The organism is Aromatoleum toluclasticum ATCC 700605 (genome assembly GCF_000378245.1).
GTDB lineage: Bacteria > Pseudomonadota > Gammaproteobacteria > Burkholderiales > Rhodocyclaceae > Aromatoleum > Aromatoleum toluclasticum.
Window position 1 is genome coordinate 53,693 of sequence record NZ_KB899504.1, and the last position, 16,273, is coordinate 69,965.

A 16,273-nucleotide genomic window follows, 5' to 3' on the forward strand; every position below is an offset into this window, starting at 1 on the left:
GGGCAGTCACGTCTGCGGCGCCGAGTTCCATACGTATTCACTCGCTGTACTGCAGATGGCTGAATTAGCCAACGGTCGTGTTCCGAAATTCGAGAGGCATCTCAAGCGGTCAATGAATCCAATTTTCTTTGGAGCAATCATGAACACGATCAAGTCTCAACACACCATCCGCGGCGGTCTCGTTGTCAGTGCCCTGGCGTTGATCGCCGCTTTCGCTGTTCCGGCGTCTGCGGCTCATCCGCCGGCGAACTCGACTTACGGCACACCGGTGCATGCGGGCGAAGCCGATCGCGAAATTCGTCTCGATGCCACCGCCCGCTGGGTGAATGTCGAGCAGAACGAGACGATACGGTTCGTCGTCGGTGCGCAGAGCTTCATGTGGAAGTTCGATACGCTCGGCACACGCCCCTTCGACCTGAAACAGGTGGCGCCGGCGGGCGTGCTAGGCGGTGCACCGATCACGGTGTACGTCGCGCCCGATCCGCTTTATCGGGGGAATTAAGGCATGTGAAGGGGACGTGAAGTTCGCGTCCCCTCGTTCGCTTACCAGGAATGAAAGGAGCATGCAATGAACAGGCTGTTGATCATCCTCGCCGGTGTCCTGACGCTTGGCGCCACCGTGCCGGCCATCGCCGGTCCCGATTTCCAGACCATCGAGCAGGGCCGCAAGGCGGCTCAGCTTCGGGCCGCAACGGAGAAAGGCTGCGAATCCAGACGGCTCGTGCTGCCGGTCGACCACGGCCCGCGCGCGACGTCCACGCCGTATCTCAATCAACTGCGCCAACAACGCTTTGAAGCGGAGATGAAGGCATGCAAGGAAGCGGCGGGCAAGCCGCTTTGACCGGCGTTCCCCGAATACAAGGTGGAAAGCAGACAACATTGACATTCAAGGAGCTTGAAATGAGAAAGACATTCGTTGTCTCGATCCTGGCGGTCACACTTCTTGCCGGGGGCGCCTGGAGTATCACGTCGGCACAGGGTCAGTCACCCGATCGGCCTGCAGGCGCCCCCGGGATGGAAGGCATGCCCATGGGCGACGGCATGATGGGGATGATGAACATGATGGGCAACTGCAGCCGCATGATGCAGGGCGGTATGGCGGGCCACATGCTGCCGCAACTCCCGCCCGGCAACGAGAAGCTGCAACTGCAGATGCAGGCGGAGATGATGCAGAAGATGGGCGAGATCGTCTCCAAGTATGCCGCCCAAATCAAGGACGAGAAGCCGTAACGCAAGACATCGCGAGGCCCCTGCATCAACCGGCAGTGAGTTCGGGCGCCGGAGGTCGCCTCGCGGCGTAACTGTTCCTTCAACCCGCAACGAAAGGAAACTACAAATGAAGCAAACCGCAATGGCCGCTCTGATGATCGCCCTGACGCTTGGCGCTGGTGCAGCGCTTGCCCAGCAGAAGATGGGCGACATGAAGGATATGGGCATGCAGAAGATGGAAGGGATGAAGAGCATGGACATGGGCGGCCAGAAGGCCATGCCCGGTGCGCCAGCCACGCACAAGGGAGTCGGCGTCGTGAAGAAGCTCGACGCCGGGGGCGGCAGCGTGACCTTCGACCATGAGCCGGTGAAGAGCCTCGACTGGCCGGCGATGACCATGACCTTTGCCGTGAAGGACAAGATGCTCCTCGACAAGCTCACCGTCGGCAAGAAGGTGGAGTTCGAGTTTGTTCAGGACGGCAAGGGGTATGTCGTGACCGGCGTGAAATGACCGGCAGGCCGGTGGGCCGCCAGGCCTCGCCGGCCGGCTTTTCCTCCGCCGGACGGGCCGCCTTGACGCGGATTGCGCTAGCCGGTGGCAGGGCCGAGCCGATCGCTCAGCAGGGCGTCGCAAGCTGAAGGAGTGCAACCATGAACGAGCAGAAACCGTGGCCCAAGGCGACGAATCCCACGCGCCGCAAACTGGTCATCGCCACTTCCGCCGCCGCTGGGGCGGCCGCCGTGGGGACGGCGATTCCCTTCGTCCTCAGCATGTCCCCGAGCGAGCGGGCACGCGCGGCGGGTGCGCCGGTGGAGACGGACTTGGCCAGGCTCGGGGCCGGCGAACTGATGACCGTCGAGTGGCGGGGGAAGCCGGTATGGATCCTGCACCGCACGCCCGAGATGATCGCGCGGCTGGTGGCGAACGATCCGCTGCTGAGCGATCCCAGGTCGGAGAGGCCGCAGCAGCCGCAGTACGCGACGAACCCGCTGCGCTCGCGCAAGCCCGAGTACCTGGTGGCGGTAGGCCTCTGTACCCATCTCGGTTGCGTGCCGACCTTCCGCCCGGAGGTGGCGCCGGCCGATCTGGGTCCGTCCTGGCCGGGCGGTTTCTACTGCCCCTGCCACGGCTCCCGGTTCGACCTGGCCGGCCGCGTCTTCAAGAACGTTCCGGCGCCCACCAACCTCGAGATTCCGCGGTACCGCTATCTGACCGAGTCGACGCTGCTGATCGGCGCCGACGAAACCGAAGTCTGAGGAGTGTCATTCACGGGAAGGATTTGAAGGAGATTCGTCCATGGAAAATCCAGAAACCGTCAGAACCAATGCGAGGTCGGTGAACCCCTCTGTCTGCCCGTCGTCGCATCGGCGGCTGGGCGGCAGGCTCACTCTCGCGGGGGCTGCAGCTGTGCTGGTTGCGGCGGGCGTGGGAGGGGGGCTGTATCTGAGCTGGCACTGGCTGGCGGCCGCGGGATTGTTGACCGCGGTCCTGATCCTGCTCGGCTGTGGCGTGATGTGCACGACGAGATGGTGGTCACGCTGGTTCGGCGGGGGGCGCTCCGATTCGGGAGCCCGCCGTAACAGATAAAGGAATGGGCGATGACAGACTTGTCCGATCCGGGGGCTGATCAGCGCACTGGGGCGCATGGTGAGACTCTTGCTGCAGCGATGAAAGCGCACGCCCATCCGCCTACGCCGACCGCTTTCCCGAGCGCGACGCCGTGGCGAGCCCCAGCGAGGAGGAATCCGACATGACCTTTCAGCATGCATTTGCGGCCCTGGCCGCGCTTTGTGCCCCCGCCGTCGCGCTGGCCGCTGGCGACGCGGCCCGCGGCGCGCACGGCTTCCGCGCCTGTGCCGCGTGCCATTCGCTCGTCGCCGGTGAGCATCGCACAGGCCCGACTCTCGCCTCCGTGTTCGGGCGTCGGGCGGGCACGGCCGAAGGCTTCCGCCGTTACTCGGACGCCGTGCGCCAATCGGCGGTGGTGTGGAACGAAAAGTCGCTCGACGCCTGGCTGCGCGATCCGGCCAGCTTCATCCCGGGCAACGCGATGGCGTACCAGGGTCTGCCCGACGCCCGCGCGCGCGGCGACTTGATTGCCTACCTGCGCGCGGTCTCCGAGGGCAAGCTCGCGGCACCGAAGGCACCCGGCCTGCCGGACCTGAAGGCCGTCGATGCCGGCCAGCGCGTGAGCGCCATCCGCCATTGCGGTGACACCTATCGCGTGACCCTCGGTGACGGCGGCGTCCATGCCTTCTGGGAGTTCAACCTGCGCTTCAAGACCGATTCGTCACCGCGGGGTCCGCGCCAGGGCGAACCGGTCATCGTCGGCGCGGGCATGGGCGGCGACCGCGCGCAGGTCGTGTTCGCGGTACCCGAAGAGTTCTCAGCCTTCATCCGGAACGAATGTCCATGACCCCGAGGGAATCGAATCGCGGCGCAATGCAGTTCGCGCGCAGGCTCGCCATCCTCGCCGCCGTCGCCGTCGTGATCGCTGCGGGGCGCTATGGCGACGAGCGCTTCGCCCCGGCTACGGCGGCGGCCGACGAGGGGACCGCAGCGCCGCAACTACCGGAGATCCGCTTTCAGGATGCGAGCGGGAACATCCGCTCGCTGGCCGATTTTCGCGGGCGGGTCGTGCTGCTGAATCTGTGGGCCACCTGGTGCGTGCCGTGCCGCAAGGAGATGCCGTCCCTCGACCGCCTGCAGGCGCTGCTGGGCGGTCCCGCCTTCGAGGTGGTGGCCTTGTCCATCGACCGCAGTCCGCAGGCCGTCCGCGAGTTCTACCAGCAGTACGGCATCCGCAAACTCGCGCTCTACATCGATCCCTCGGCCGAGGTCACGAGCACCCTCGGCGCCGTGGGCATCCCGACCACCGTGCTGGTCGATCGCGACGGCCGCGAGCGCTGGCGCCGGGTGGGTCCGGCGGAATGGGACGCGTCGGCAGAGATCGCGGAAATTCGCAAGCTGGTGGAGCCCGACGCCAAGCCCCGCGGGCGCGGCCAGGGATTGCAGCAATGACAGACCGTAAAGGAGAGACTCAGATGGAAAGCTCAAGGGTACATCCATTCCATGCGGCCGGGCAGGCGCTTCGCCGCCCGATCGGCTTCATTCGTCGCGCACCGGGACGCACACTGTGGGTGGCGCTGGCCACGTTGGGGGTCGGAGGCGGGCTGTTCCTCGGCTGGGACTGGCTCGCGGCGGCCGGGCTCACGTCGGTCGTCGTCGGCCTGCTGCCCTGCGCGGCGATGTGCGCGGCGGGGCTGTGCGCCGGGCGGCACGGAAAACAGGGCAGTTGCCACGGCGGCGCTGCCGCCGACTCAGGGGATCGGCCATGAGACGTCTTCTTCTCGCCATGCTCCTCGCCGGCATCATGGCCGTTCCGGGGCACACCGCCGAGACAGCCGCAGCGGCCGGCCCCGATCCCGCCCTGGTCGACGCCATCGTGCGCAAGCTCGAAAGCGAGGGCGTCCTCGACCGCGTCGTCGATCGCGCGCTCACCCGGGTGATCGAGCGCCGGCAGGAGGCGCAGCGCAACGAGCTTGCGCGACAGCAGGCGCAGACGGCCGAGCGGGGCAAGGCGGCGCGCAAGGTGGTGGCCAACCGCGACCACATCCGTGGCAACGCCGCGGCGGAAGTCTCGCTGATCGAGTATTCGGACTTCGAGTGTCCGTTCTGCAAGCGCTTCCACGACGCGCCCGCGGCCGTGCTGGAGCGCCACGGCGGGCGCGTGAACTGGGTCTATCGCCACTTTCCGCTCGCCTTTCACGATCCGGCCGCGCGCCGCGAGGCCGTCGCCAGCGAATGCGCGGCGAAGCTCGGCGGCAATGAGGCGTTCTGGAAGTACACCGACGCACTCTTCCGCCACACGCGCTCCAATGGCCAAGGTCTCGCCGAAGGCAAGTCCGAGCTCGCCATCGCCACCGAGCTGGGCCTCAAGGGCGACGACTTCTCGCGCTGCCTGGCCGACCCGGCGATGATCAAACGGGTGGACGAGGACATCGCCGACGGCAACGCGATCGGCGTCACCGGCACGCCCGCGACGCTGGTCCGCAACAATCGTAGCGGCGCCACCGAATGGGTGGTCGGCGCGCAGCCGCTTGCCGCGTTGCAGGCCGCGGTCGAGCGTGTGCTCGACACCAAGCGCTGAGTTCGACCGAGCAGGCCATGATCGACGCCGCCACCCTCGGACTCGCCGGTGCCGCCGCAGCCGGCCTCGTCTCCTTCCTCTCGCCCTGCGTGCTGCCCCTGGTGCCCGCCTATGTCTCTTATATGGCGGGGCACTCGCTGCACGGTGCGCAACCTGCGGTCGACGCCCGCACCCGGCTCCACGCAGGCGTGATGAGCCTTTTCTTCGTGCTGGGGTTCTCGGCAGTATTCGTCGCCCTGGGGGCGAGCGCCACCGCGCTGGGGCAGCTGTTGCTGCGCTACCGCCACGAAGCCGGCCTCGTCGGCGGCGTGATCGTCGTTGCCTTCGGTCTCTTCATGCTCGGGCTGTTCCGGCACGTGGCGTGGTTTCACCGCGACTGGCGCTTCCACCCGCATCTGGCGAGCGGGCATCCGGCCTCGGCACTGGTGCTCGGGGTCGCCTTCGGCTTCGGCTGGACGCCGTGCATCGGGCCGGTGCTCGGGGTGATCCTGACCGCGAGCGCGATGCAGGGCTCCGTGTCCGGCGGGGTCTCGCTGCTTTCGGCCTACGCCCTGGGCCTGGGGGTGCCCTTCGTGCTCTCGGCGGTGTTCATGCGCGAGCTTGTCGGCCGGCTGAAGACGCTGCGCCACGCCGGGCGCCCGCTGCAGGTTGTCGCCGGTCTGGTGATGGTGACGATGGGCGTGGCGATGATGACGGGCCAGCTCACGGCGTTCAGTTACTGGCTGCTCGAGCAGTTTCCGGTGCTCGGGCGAATCGGATAAATTTCAGGAGCCATTCCTTATGTACGCACCACGAATTCCCTTTCTCGCCTCCCTGTTCAGCGGGCTCGCCCTGTTACTCTTCGCCGCAGGCGTCGCCCGGGCCGACGTGACGCTCACCCACGTCCACGGCCTTGCCTGGAGCGCCGATGGCGCGCGCCTCTTCATCCCCAGCCACCACGGCCTCGCCGTCTATGAAAACGGCAAATGGTCCAAGGCGCCCGGGCCCGCGCACGACTACATGGGCTTTTCCGCGACCCGCGCGCGCTTTTACAGCAGCGGCCATCCGGCACCCGGCTCGGGCTTGGGCAACCCCTTCGGCCTGATCCGCAGCGACGACGGCGGCAAGAGCTGGAAGAGGCTCGGCCTCGAAGGCGAGTCCGATTTCCATCTGCTCGCCACCGGGTTCGCCACCGATGCGGTGTACGTGTTCAATCACGCGCCCAATTCGCGCATGCAGTCGGCCGGCCTGCACTCCACGCTGAATGATGGACTCATGTGGAAGAAGGCCGCCGGGCGCGGCCTCTCCGGCGAGCCAACGAGCCTCGCGGTGCATCCGGAGAACACGAAGGTGGTGGCGGTCGGGACCCGCGACGGCGTCTTCCTGTCGACCGACGCGGGCGACACCTTCCGTCGGCTGGCCGCGGGCCAGACCCTGGCGACGTTCTTCGATCTTGACGGCACCCATCTGTGGTCCGCCGGGCATGACGGCAACCCGACGTTGCACCGCATCGAGTGGAACGGCGACTCGGCCAAAGAGATAGCGCTCCCGCCGCTCGGCGAGGACGCGGTGGCTTACGTCGCCCAGAATCCGGCTCGGCGGAACGAGTACGCGATTGCGACCTTCAAGCGCAGCGCCTTCCTCAGCCGCGACGGCGGCAAGACCTGGGAGCCGATCGCGCGCCAGGGGCAGGGCGTGGATCGTCGTGACGGGCCGCGGGCGAGCAAGCCATGAGGGCCGACACGCATGATGACCTCGCCGCGCGCACGCCGAAGGCGGGCCGCGCCGCGGTGCGGAGCCGGTGGGGCGCGCTGCTGCCCCTTGGCGTCTTCCTCGTCCTGGTCGTGGCGCTCGCCGTCGGCCTGACGCTGAATCCGCGCGAAGTGCCTTCGCCGCTCATCGGCAGGCCGGTGCCGGCGTTCGACCTGCCGCCGGTCAAGGGCCGGACGCTCGGTTTGTCGAGTGCCGACCTCGGCAAGGGCGAGGTCGCGCTGGTGAACGTCTTCGCCTCGTGGTGCGTCGCCTGCCGCGAAGAGCATCCCGTGCTCATGGAGGTGCAGGCCCGCGGGCTGGTCCCCATCCACGGCCTCAACTACAAGGACCAGCCCGACGACGCGGCACGCTGGCTCGCAGAATGGGGCGATCCGTACACCCGCACCGGCGCGGATGTAGACGGCCGCGTGGGCATCGACTGGGGCGTGTATGGCGTGCCCGAGACCTTCGTCATCGGCGCCGACGGGCGCATCGCCTACAAGCACATCGGGCCGATCACGCCCGAGTTCGTCAACGCGGAGCTGATGCCAATGATCGAGCGCCTGCGCGCAACGGGCAAGCCCTAGCGCAAGCCGATTCCACGGCCGCCGGCAAGGAGAAAGAATCGACATGTGGACACGACGAAGCATGTTGCAGGCACTGGGCGCCGGCGCGGGCCTCGCGGCCGCACCGTGGCCCCTGCGCGCGGCGCTGGCCGCCGAGGCGCCCGATCTCGTCCTGCGGCTCACCGCCGCGCGCGGCGCGGCCGCTATCCGCGCCGGGGGCGAGACGGCAGTGCTGCGCTACACCGGCCAGGTGCTGCGCGGTCGGGCCGATGCGCTCGGGCCGTCCGCTTCCTACCTCGGGCCCACGCTGGAGCTCCGGCGCGGCGAGCGGGTGCGCATCGAATTCCGCAATCGTCTTCCCGACCCATCCATCATCCACTGGCACGGCATGATCGTGCCCGAGGCGGCCGATGGTCATCCGCGCTTCGCCGTCGGGCCCGGCGGCGAATACGTCTACGAGTTCACGGTGAAGAACCCCGCCGGCACCTACCTCTATCACCCCCATCCGCACGGCCTCACCGGTGCCCAGGTCTATCACGGCCTGGCCGGGCTCGTGATCGTGCGCGAGGCGCAGGAGCGCGCCTGGGGCCTGCCGGGGCCGGAGCATGAGCTCGCCCTCGTCATCCAGGACCGGCGCCTCACCGGCGACAACCGCCTGGAGTTCAAGCGAACGATGATGGACGACATGAACGGCGTCCTCGGCGACACCGTGCTCGTCAACGGCCAGGCGGACGCGGCATTCCGGGTCTCGCCGCGGCCGTGGCGGCTGCGCCTGGTCAACGCGTCGAACGCGCGCATCTACAAGCTCGCCTGGTCCGACGGCCGGCCGATGCGGGTGATCGCGACCGGCAACGGCCTGCTCTCGGCTGCCGAAGGCGTGCAGACGCGGCCCTACGTCGTGCTCGCACCCTTCGAGCGCATCGAGCTGCTGGAAGATTTCGGCACGCGCCGCGCCGGCAGCGAGGTGGCGCTCGTGAGCCGCGAATTCGCCGGCCCGGGCATGATGGACATGATGGACGGCATGATGGGGCGCGGCGGCCCGGGAGGCATGATGGGTGGGATGATGGGCGGCGGAATGGGTGGCGGAATGGGTGGCGGAATGGGTGGCGGAATGGGTGGCGGGATGGGTGGCGGGATGGGTGGGATGATGGGCCGCGGCATGGAGGGCATGATGCGCGGCATGATGGGGCCCGCCCAGGGGGAGACGCTGCCGGTCGCGCGTTTCGACGTGGGCACGCAGGCTCGCACTGCCGACGAGGAGCTGCGGCTGCCACCGGCACCCCCGTCGCCGCGGGGAGGGCACGAGCTCCACACCCGGCTCGCCTTCCGCCATATGCGCGGCTTTCTCGACGGCCGCCGCTTCGAGATGGAAGCGGTCGCCGACGACGAGTGGCTGCCCCTCGACGAGGCCACGGTGTGGACCTTCGCCAACGACGGCGGCCCGATGTCCATGGCCCATCCCATGCACATCCATGGCGTGCGCTTCCGCCTTCTGGAGCGCAGCCCGGGCGATGCGCCCGCCGACCTGCGCGAGGGGCTGGTTGACGCCGGCTTCAAGGACACCTTCCTGATCTTTCCCGGCGAGCGCGTCCGCCTCGGCGTCGTCCCCACCGAGCCGGGACTGTTCCTGTACCACTGCCACAACCTCGAGCACGAAGACGGGGGCATGATGCGCAACTGCCGCTTCGACGCGCGCTCGCCGGTCGGTCGGCCATGAGCGCCCCCGCCCGGCCGCCCGAAGGGGGCGCTCTTCCTCCCCCGGGGAGGATGTCGCGCAGCGACAGGAGGGTGGTCCAGTGAGCGCGACCCGATCGTTGCACACGGTGTCCGGCCGCACCTTGCGGGTGCTCGGCGCCTGGCTGCTGGCATCCCTCGTGCTCCACCTCGGCTGGGAGATCGCCCAGCTACCCTTGTACACGCTTTGGCGCGAGGAGAGCCCGGCGTACATCGCCTGGGCGGTGGTCCACTGCACCGCGGGCGACGGTCTGATCGCGTTGGGCACCTATGCGGTGACAAGCATCTGGCTGCGCGGCGTCTGCTGGCCCTGGGAGTCGCCGGGCCGCGGCCTGTTCGTGCTGTGGGCGAGCGGACTCGCCTGGACGGCCTTCAGCGAGTGGCGTCACGTGCAAGATCTTGGCTCGTGGGCTTACACCGAGTCGATGCCGACGCTGGCCGGGATCGGTCTCGCGCCGCTCGCGCAATGGGTGATCGTGCCAGGACTGGCGTTGTGGTCCCTACGGGTATGGCATCCGGAGCGCGCATCCGGAGGACCCAGGGAGCCGACCGGTGACAAAGACCGGCTTCGATGAGGCGCGGCCGATCCGACGGGTCGGACACTGATCGTAGAGACGACTTGGCCGGGGAACGGCGAGTTGGCTTCGAACTGCGCCGGGGCGGGTGTCGAGGATCAGGCGCTTCGCGCCGCAGGGCTCGGCCAAGCCTAGCCATGATCCCGGCGAGGGACGCCGGCCCCTCGCCGGAAACGCCTCGACGCAATGGCTCTTGACATTGGACCATGCTCCAAGGTTTACGCTGAACGCGATTTGGTAAAGGCGACGCCGAAGAAATCGGCATGTCGCTGCTCGCACGAAAGGCTGAACCATGACCACCCTCATTGACTTCCAGGTGATCGGCGACGAGAAGATCCATTGCTCGGGCTGCGAGACGCGGATCGGCTTTGCACTGCGCCGCCTTCCCGGCGTTCGCGACGTACAGGCCAGCGCGAATACGCAACGGATTGCGGTGAGCATCGATCCCGAGGCGGTCAGCGCCGACGAGGTGCGCGCTCGCCTGCAGGCGCTCGGCTACGAGGTGGCTTCATGACGCGCGGCGCGACACACCCTCGCGGCGGTTCGAACGATCCGCAGGCGCGAAGCAACGCCGCCGATGCGTACATCCAGCCGGATGGAACCGCCAAGATCCAGTTGAAGATCGGCGGCATGGCCTGCTCCTTCTGTGTCGCCAGCATCACCAAGGCGCTCGGGCGCATGGACGGGGTGCGTGGCGTCAACGTGAACCTGGCGCACGAAGAGACGCTGATCCGCTACGAGCCGGCCAAGGTCACCCCGACACGATTGAAGGAAACGCTGCTCGACCTGGGCTACACCGTGCGCGACGCCGGCCAGGCGCGCGGCTTTGAGGAGGAAGAAGCAGAGCTGCGAGCTCAGCGGGAGAACCTGCTGACGGCAGCCGGCTTCACCGCCATCTCGCTCGCCGCGATGTCGCTGATGTGGCTCGACCTGCTGCCGCCGCAAGGCATGGCGGCGCTGTACTGGCTCATGCCCATCCTCGCGCTGTCGACCGTCTTCGGCCCGGGTTGGCACATCCTGACGATGGCCTGGGCGAGCCTCACGCGCGGCATCCTGAATCAGCACGTGCTGCTGGAATTCGGCGCCTTCGCCGGCCTCATCGGCGGCTTTCTGGGCTACGTCCTGCCCGCCTTCCCGCTGCCGGACTTCCTCGGCGTGGCGGTCTTCGTCACCACCTATCACATTCTCTCCGGCTACGTCTCGCTGCTGGTGCGCACCCGCGCCTCCCAGGCAGTGCGCAAGCTGCTCGCGCTCGTGCCCCCAACCGCGCGCGTCGTGCGCGACGGACGCGAGGCGGAGGTACCGATCGAGGACGTCCGGCCGGGAGACTTGGTGCGGGTGCGGCCGGGCGAATCGATCCCGGTGGACGGCGAGGTCGTCGAAGGCGCCTCCAGTGTCGACGAGAGCCTGGTGACCGGAGAATCCATTCCCGAAGAAAAGCTGCCCGGCGCTGCGGTGATCGGCGGATCCATCAACCAGTACGGCACGCTGCTCGTCCGCGTGACGAAAGTCGGCGAGGAGAGCTTCCTCAATCAGGTGGCCCGGCAGGTCGAAGAGGCGCGGGCGCTCAAGCCCGGCATCCTGGTCCTGGTCGATCGCGTCCTGCAGGTCTATGTGCCGGCCGTGCTGCTCGCCGCCGGCGCGGCGGTGCTGGCGTGGACGCTGGGCGCGTGGGCCCTGACCGGCACGGCCGACTGGACGCGCGCCATCTTCGCCGGCCTGGCCGTGCTCGTCATGGGCTATCCCTGCGCCCTGGGCATGGCCACACCGCTGGCGATGATCCGCGGCGGCGGCATGGCCGCCGAGCGCGGGATCCTGATGCGCTCGGCCGAAGCCTTCCAGGCGCTGAAGGATGTCAGACGGGTGGTGTTCGACAAGACCGGCACCCTCACCCGGGGCAAACCCGCCGTGATCGAGATCGTCGCCCTCGCCGAACATTGCGCGCATGACGGGCAGAACTTTCATGAAGCGCTGCGTCTGGCAGCCGCCGCGGAGACCGCATCGGAACATCCGCTGGCGCGGGCCATGGTGGCCGCTGCACAGGCACAAGCGCTGTCGCTACCCAAGGCCGATGACTTCGAGGCTGCGCCGGGCCGTGGCGTCACCGCCACCGTGGCGGCGCACCGGGTGGCGGTCGGCAGTCCGGCGTTCGTCACCGCCTCCGGCGCCGACATGACATCGGCGAACGACCGCATTCGGTCCCTGCAGGAGGCAGGCAACACGGTCATCGCGCTGGCGGTGGACGGTGAGCTCCGGGCCCTGTTTGCGATCGCCGACGAGATCAAGCCCGACGCCCGCGAGGCGATCCTGCGCCTGCGCGAGGCAGGCCTGGAGCCCTTCATGCTCACCGGCGACAACCATCGCACGGCGCGGGCGGTGGCTTCGAGCGTGGGCATCGACGAGTACCGCGCCGAGGTCCTGCCCCAGGGCAAAGCGGACGTGGTCCGCGAGCTGCAGCGACAGGGGCAGCGCGTTGCCATGGTGGGCGACGGCATCAACGACGCGCCCGCCCTGATGCAGGCGGATGTCGGCATCGCCATCGGCGCCGGCACCGATATCGCCATCGAATCGGCGGACGTGGTGCTGGTCGGCGAGCGCCTGGGCGCGGTAGGGGACGCCTACCACATCGGCAAGGCCTCCTACCGCAAGACGGTGCAGAACCTGTTGCTCGCCTTCGCCTTCAACGGAATCGGCATCCCGCTGGCGACGACCGGCCTGGTCCATCCCGTGTGGGCGATGATCGCCATGGCGGCCAGCGTCAGCGCCGTCCTCACCAACTCGTTCGCCGGGCGGCTGCTGCCCACGCTGCGCCGACGCCGATTACTCCCATCGATCGGAGATCCTCATGAAGCGTAACCTGCTCGTCACCGGCCTGGTGGCCGTGATCATCGCCGGCTTCGTGCTGGCGGCGAGGTTCTGGACCGGCTCGGTGGTACCACCGGTCGACGGCTATATGGAAGGCCGGAACATCCGGTTCATCCATACGGAAGCCTCCGATGCGCAGGTCGCGCAGCTGCTGACCAAAATGAAAGGCTCGCCGGTTCTGGTGGTGCCCTCGCTGGCACAGGCGCCGCAACAGATGCTCGCCAACGTGTACGTGTTCAAGAACGGCATCGCGGGCGGCGGGCCGCTCGACTTCCAGCCCGACGTGTTCGACAGTCCGCCCGGTACGGAGGGTTACCGGCCCCTGCGCCGGCTCAACCTGGTGACCTGGAAGAACCCGCAAGCGGCACGCGAATTCAGGACGGCCGCCGAAGTGAGGGAAGCCCTTGCCCAGGGCGAGATCACCATCGAGCAACCGGGGGTGGTGGTCAACATGCCCCTGCTCACCTGGCCCGGCGGGCACCGCTGAGTCATGGAAACACTGCTGCTGCCCACTTTGCTACCCATTGGCCTGGGCCTGCTGGGCTTCGTCGAGCCCTGCACCATGGGTTCGAATCTGCTCCTGATCAAGCACCTGGAGCGGCGCACTCAGTGCGACCGCCTGGCGCAAATGCTGGTCTATGCCGCCACCCGGGCGCTGTTCATGGGCGTGCTGGGCGCCGCAGCGGCGCTGATCGGTGCGCGCTTTTTCGGCCTGCAGCGCGTCTTGTGGGTCGGGCTGGGCGCGCTCTATCTGGGTTTCGGCCTGCTGTATCTCGCCGGCCGGCAGGGGTGGCTGATGGTTCGCGTGGGTCCGCTGCTGTCGCGCGCCTCGGGAGCGCGCGGATCGGCCGCATTGGGCCTGCTGTTCGGACTCAACGTGCCGGCCTGCGCCGTGCCGCTCGTCGTCGTGCTGCTCGGCGTCAGCGCCAGCCAGACCGCCGGCGGCGATGCCCCAGTGCGCGGCTTCGTGTCGCTGCTGCTGTTTGGCCTGGCGCTGTCCTTGCCGCTGCTGCTGGCAGTGCTGTGGCCGCCGGCACGACGCGCGCTGGACGCGCTGGCGGGCCTGGCCGTGCGTTTGCCCCGTTGGACCGGCGTGACGTTGGCCGGGCTCGGGCTGTGGTCGATCGGCTTCGGTTTGCTGGCCCGCCTGCCGGCGGCGTAGGTCCTCTTTCATATCGCATCGACATGACCACAAGGAGTCTCATCGTGAAACGGCTAGTGCACATCGTAGTTCTCGCGTTAGGTCTGACGCTGGGGATAGCGCCCGCCATGGCCGCGCCCCAGGCCTACAAGCTGCGCGTCGACGGGCTGGCGTGCCCGTTCTGCGCCTACGGCATCGAGAAGAAACTGGGCGCGGTCAAAGGCGTCGAGCGCATCGAGGTCGATATTGCCAGCGGCACCGTCGCCGTGACCATGGCCGAGGGCGCTACGCTGGACGAGGAAGCGGCGAAAAAGGCCGTCAAGGAGGCCGGGTTCAGCCTGCGCAGCTTCGAGCCGGTTCCCACCACCCCGCAAGGCACCGCCGGGGGGCAAGCGAAATGAAGACCATGGCGAAGGCAGCGTTGGCCACCTTGTGTCTTTCGGCCGCAACCGCCTGGAGCGCGCCGATCACCTTCAACACGGCACTGCCGGTGCACGAGGGCGGCTGGGTGCTGCGCGAGCAGCTCGTCTTCATGAAGATTGCCGACGATTCCACGCCGGCCCGGCGTGACATGGAAGTGAGCGGCCTGGTGTCGGTGCTGGGCTATGGCGTGACCCGCGACTTCGCGCTGTTCGGCATGCTGCCCTATTTTGATAAACGTCTCGACATACGCATGGGCGGGCAGGACATAACCCGCAGCAAACAGGGATTGGGCGATCTCACCGTGTTGGGCCGCTACACCGCGTACCAGCACGACGCGCCTGGGCGCACCTTGCGTATCACGCCGTTTCTGGGCGTGAAGGTGCCGACCGGCGACGATGACACGCATGACCGTCTGGGACGTCTGCCGCCCCAACTCCAGCCCGGCTCCGGCTCGTGGGATGCGCTCGTCGGTGCCGTGCTCACCTGGCAGACCCTCGATTTTCAGATCGACAGCCAGCTGAGCTACAAGGCCAACCGGGAAGCCAACGGCTTCGAGGCAGGCGACGTTGCCGCCCTCGACGCCTCGCTTCAGTACCGCCTGTGGCCGCGCAGTCTGGGCGGCGGCGTTCCCGCCTTTCTCTATGGCATGCTCGAAGCCAATCTGGTTCATTCCGCCAAGGACCGCATCGGCGGCGTCGACGATCCGAATTCGGGGGGAACGACGCTGTTCATCACGCCCGGGCTGCAGTACGTAACGAAGAAATGGATCGCCGAAGCGGGCGTTCAGGTCCCGGTCATCCAGCATCTCCACGGCACGGCGCTCGAGAGCGATTACGTCCTCACCGCCGGCGTTCGCATCAACTTCTGAGGCGTCCCATGCAGCGTCGGCAGCTTCGATCCGTAATCAAGTGGGGCAGAAACCTCATGCTCGTACTGATCGCGCTGATCGCCGCCGGCTGGCTGGCGTTCGTTCCCTCTGCCCAGGAGCCACCCTACGAATTCGTCTCCACCTGGGGGGACAAGGGCAGCGCGCCCGGCCAGTTCGACGATCCGACCGGGATCGCGGTGGCCAATGACGAAGTGTTCGTCGCCGACTCCCGCAACGGCCGCATCCAGGTCTTCGATCTCGACGGCCGCCACAAGCGCCAGTTCGGCGCGCCGGGCAGCGGTCCCGGCCAGCTCGGCCGTCCCATGAACCTGAGGGTCCACGACGGGCGGCTCTACGTCGCCGAGTACTTCAACGACCGCATCCAGGTTTTCGGCCTCGACGGGACCCCGCAGCGGACCATAGGGAAGCCGGGGAACGGACCGGGCGAATTCAGTGCGCCAGGCGGCGTAACGGTCGCGCCGAACGGCGACCTGCTGGTCACGGACTTCTACAATCAGCGCATCCAGCAGCTCACGGCGAACGGCAGCTTTGTCCGCCAGTGGGGAACGACGGGACAGATCGGCATCCGCGGCGGCGAGCTCAACTATCCCACGGACGCGGCTGTCGGCCCCGACGGGACGCTCTTCGTGGCCGACGGCTACAACGACCGCATCCAGGCCTTCGCCCCGGACGGCACGCTGCTGCGCAAGTGGGGCGGCCCGTTCGCGATCAACATCTTCGGCCCGTTCAACGGCTGGTTCGCCACGGTGACCAACGTGACGGTCGATGGCCAAGGCCACGTATTCGCCGCCGACTTCTACAACCACCGCATCCAGAAATTCGCGCCGGACGGCACGTTTCTCGTGAGCTTCGGCGCGAAAGGGGGCGGCCCGGGTCAGTTCAATTACGCCATCGCCGCCGCCGTGGCCGATGACGGAACCGTCTTCGTGGTCGACTTCGGCAACAACCGCGTCCAGAAGTGGCACCAGGCCGCGAGCGGGGGCTGACGG

At 67.9% G+C, this 16,273-nt stretch carries 21 protein-coding genes; all 21 read left to right on the forward strand.

What is annotated here, in order from left to right; translation table 11 throughout:
- The first annotated feature begins 139 nt into the window (after positions 1-139).
- The 21 genes from F464_RS31125 (at position 140) to F464_RS0120275 (ending at position 16,270) form a co-directional block, all read left to right on the forward strand.
- Positions 140-502: a CzcE family metal-binding protein gene (locus tag F464_RS31125; RefSeq protein WP_018991667.1), complete on the forward strand. Its 363-nt coding sequence runs from the start codon at positions 140-142 to the stop codon at positions 500-502.
- Between the two features lie 66 nt (positions 503-568).
- Positions 569-841: a hypothetical protein gene (locus F464_RS0120180; RefSeq protein ID WP_018991668.1), complete on the forward strand. Its 273-nt coding sequence runs from the start codon at positions 569-571 to the stop codon at positions 839-841.
- A 59-nt stretch (positions 842-900) separates the two neighbouring features.
- A complete protein-coding gene (locus F464_RS0120185) occupies positions 901-1,230 on the forward strand; it encodes a hypothetical protein (RefSeq protein ID WP_040395601.1) in 330 nt (109 codons plus the stop codon).
- 106 nt (positions 1,231-1,336) lie between these two features.
- Positions 1,337-1,720: a copper-binding protein gene (locus F464_RS0120190; RefSeq protein ID WP_018991670.1), complete on the forward strand. Its 384-nt coding sequence runs from the start codon at positions 1,337-1,339 to the stop codon at positions 1,718-1,720.
- Between the two features lie 140 nt (positions 1,721-1,860).
- Positions 1,861-2,466 (forward strand): ubiquinol-cytochrome c reductase iron-sulfur subunit, encoded by a 606-nt coding sequence (gene petA / locus F464_RS0120195; RefSeq protein WP_018991671.1) that lies wholly within the window; start codon positions 1,861-1,863, stop codon positions 2,464-2,466.
- Positions 2,467-2,960: 494 nt separating this feature from the next.
- Positions 2,961-3,626, forward strand: coding sequence for a c-type cytochrome (locus tag F464_RS0120200; protein ID WP_018991672.1), 666 nt, complete (start codon positions 2,961-2,963; stop codon positions 3,624-3,626).
- Positions 3,623-4,231, forward strand: coding sequence for a TlpA family protein disulfide reductase (locus F464_RS0120205; RefSeq protein WP_198292306.1), 609 nt, complete (start codon positions 3,623-3,625; stop codon positions 4,229-4,231). The genes F464_RS0120200 and F464_RS0120205 overlap by 4 nt, the downstream gene beginning before the upstream one ends.
- Before the next feature lie 23 nt (positions 4,232-4,254).
- Positions 4,255-4,548 (forward strand): hypothetical protein, encoded by a 294-nt coding sequence (locus tag F464_RS29125; RefSeq protein WP_018991674.1) that lies wholly within the window; start codon positions 4,255-4,257, stop codon positions 4,546-4,548.
- A complete protein-coding gene (locus F464_RS29130; protein ID WP_084600556.1) occupies positions 4,545-5,360 on the forward strand; it encodes a DsbA family protein in 816 nt (271 codons plus the stop codon). The genes F464_RS29125 and F464_RS29130 overlap by 4 nt, the downstream gene beginning before the upstream one ends.
- 17 nt (positions 5,361-5,377) lie before the next feature.
- Positions 5,378-6,121: a cytochrome c biogenesis CcdA family protein gene (locus F464_RS0120220; RefSeq protein ID WP_018991676.1), complete on the forward strand. Its 744-nt coding sequence runs from the start codon at positions 5,378-5,380 to the stop codon at positions 6,119-6,121.
- A 19-nt stretch (positions 6,122-6,140) separates the two neighbouring features.
- Positions 6,141-7,073: a F510_1955 family glycosylhydrolase gene (locus F464_RS0120225; protein ID WP_018991677.1), complete on the forward strand. Its 933-nt coding sequence runs from the start codon at positions 6,141-6,143 to the stop codon at positions 7,071-7,073.
- Complete coding sequence (locus F464_RS0120230; RefSeq protein ID WP_018991678.1) at positions 7,070-7,678, forward strand: DsbE family thiol:disulfide interchange protein; 609 nt, start codon at positions 7,070-7,072, stop codon at positions 7,676-7,678. Before F464_RS0120225 ends, F464_RS0120230 begins: the two co-directional genes overlap by 4 nt.
- Before the next feature lie 43 nt (positions 7,679-7,721).
- Entirely contained in the window at positions 7,722-9,374 is a 1,653-nt protein-coding gene (locus tag F464_RS29135) for a multicopper oxidase family protein (RefSeq protein ID WP_040395603.1), read from the forward strand.
- A 79-nt stretch (positions 9,375-9,453) separates the two neighbouring features.
- Entirely contained in the window at positions 9,454-9,966 is a 513-nt protein-coding gene (locus F464_RS29140) for a hypothetical protein (protein WP_018991680.1), read from the forward strand.
- Positions 9,967-10,258: 292 nt separating this feature from the next.
- The gene (locus F464_RS0120245; protein WP_018991681.1) at positions 10,259-10,480 is read left to right on the forward strand and encodes a heavy-metal-associated domain-containing protein; all 222 of its coding nucleotides are present in this window, start codon (positions 10,259-10,261) and stop codon (positions 10,478-10,480) included.
- The gene (locus F464_RS0120250; RefSeq protein WP_018991682.1) at positions 10,477-12,822 is read left to right on the forward strand and encodes a heavy metal translocating P-type ATPase; all 2,346 of its coding nucleotides are present in this window, start codon (positions 10,477-10,479) and stop codon (positions 12,820-12,822) included. Before F464_RS0120245 ends, F464_RS0120250 begins: the two co-directional genes overlap by 4 nt.
- Positions 12,812-13,318, forward strand: a complete 507-nt coding sequence (locus tag F464_RS0120255; RefSeq protein ID WP_018991683.1) for a DUF7482 domain-containing protein — start codon at positions 12,812-12,814, stop codon at positions 13,316-13,318. The genes F464_RS0120250 and F464_RS0120255 overlap by 11 nt, the downstream gene beginning before the upstream one ends.
- A gap of 3 nt (positions 13,319-13,321) precedes the next feature.
- Positions 13,322-13,993: a hypothetical protein gene (locus tag F464_RS0120260; RefSeq protein WP_018991684.1), complete on the forward strand. Its 672-nt coding sequence runs from the start codon at positions 13,322-13,324 to the stop codon at positions 13,991-13,993.
- A 44-nt stretch (positions 13,994-14,037) separates the two neighbouring features.
- Positions 14,038-14,373, forward strand: coding sequence for a heavy-metal-associated domain-containing protein (locus F464_RS29145; protein WP_232428998.1), 336 nt, complete (start codon positions 14,038-14,040; stop codon positions 14,371-14,373).
- Positions 14,370-15,263 (forward strand): transporter, encoded by an 894-nt coding sequence (locus tag F464_RS0120270; protein WP_018991686.1) that lies wholly within the window; start codon positions 14,370-14,372, stop codon positions 15,261-15,263. The genes F464_RS29145 and F464_RS0120270 overlap by 4 nt, the downstream gene beginning before the upstream one ends.
- 56 nt (positions 15,264-15,319) lie before the next feature.
- Positions 15,320-16,270 carry an NHL repeat-containing protein gene (locus F464_RS0120275; protein WP_018991687.1) on the forward strand — a complete coding sequence of 317 codons (951 nt, stop codon included), beginning with the start codon at positions 15,320-15,322 and terminating at the stop codon, positions 16,268-16,270.
- Positions 16,271-16,273: the final 3 nt, after the last annotated feature.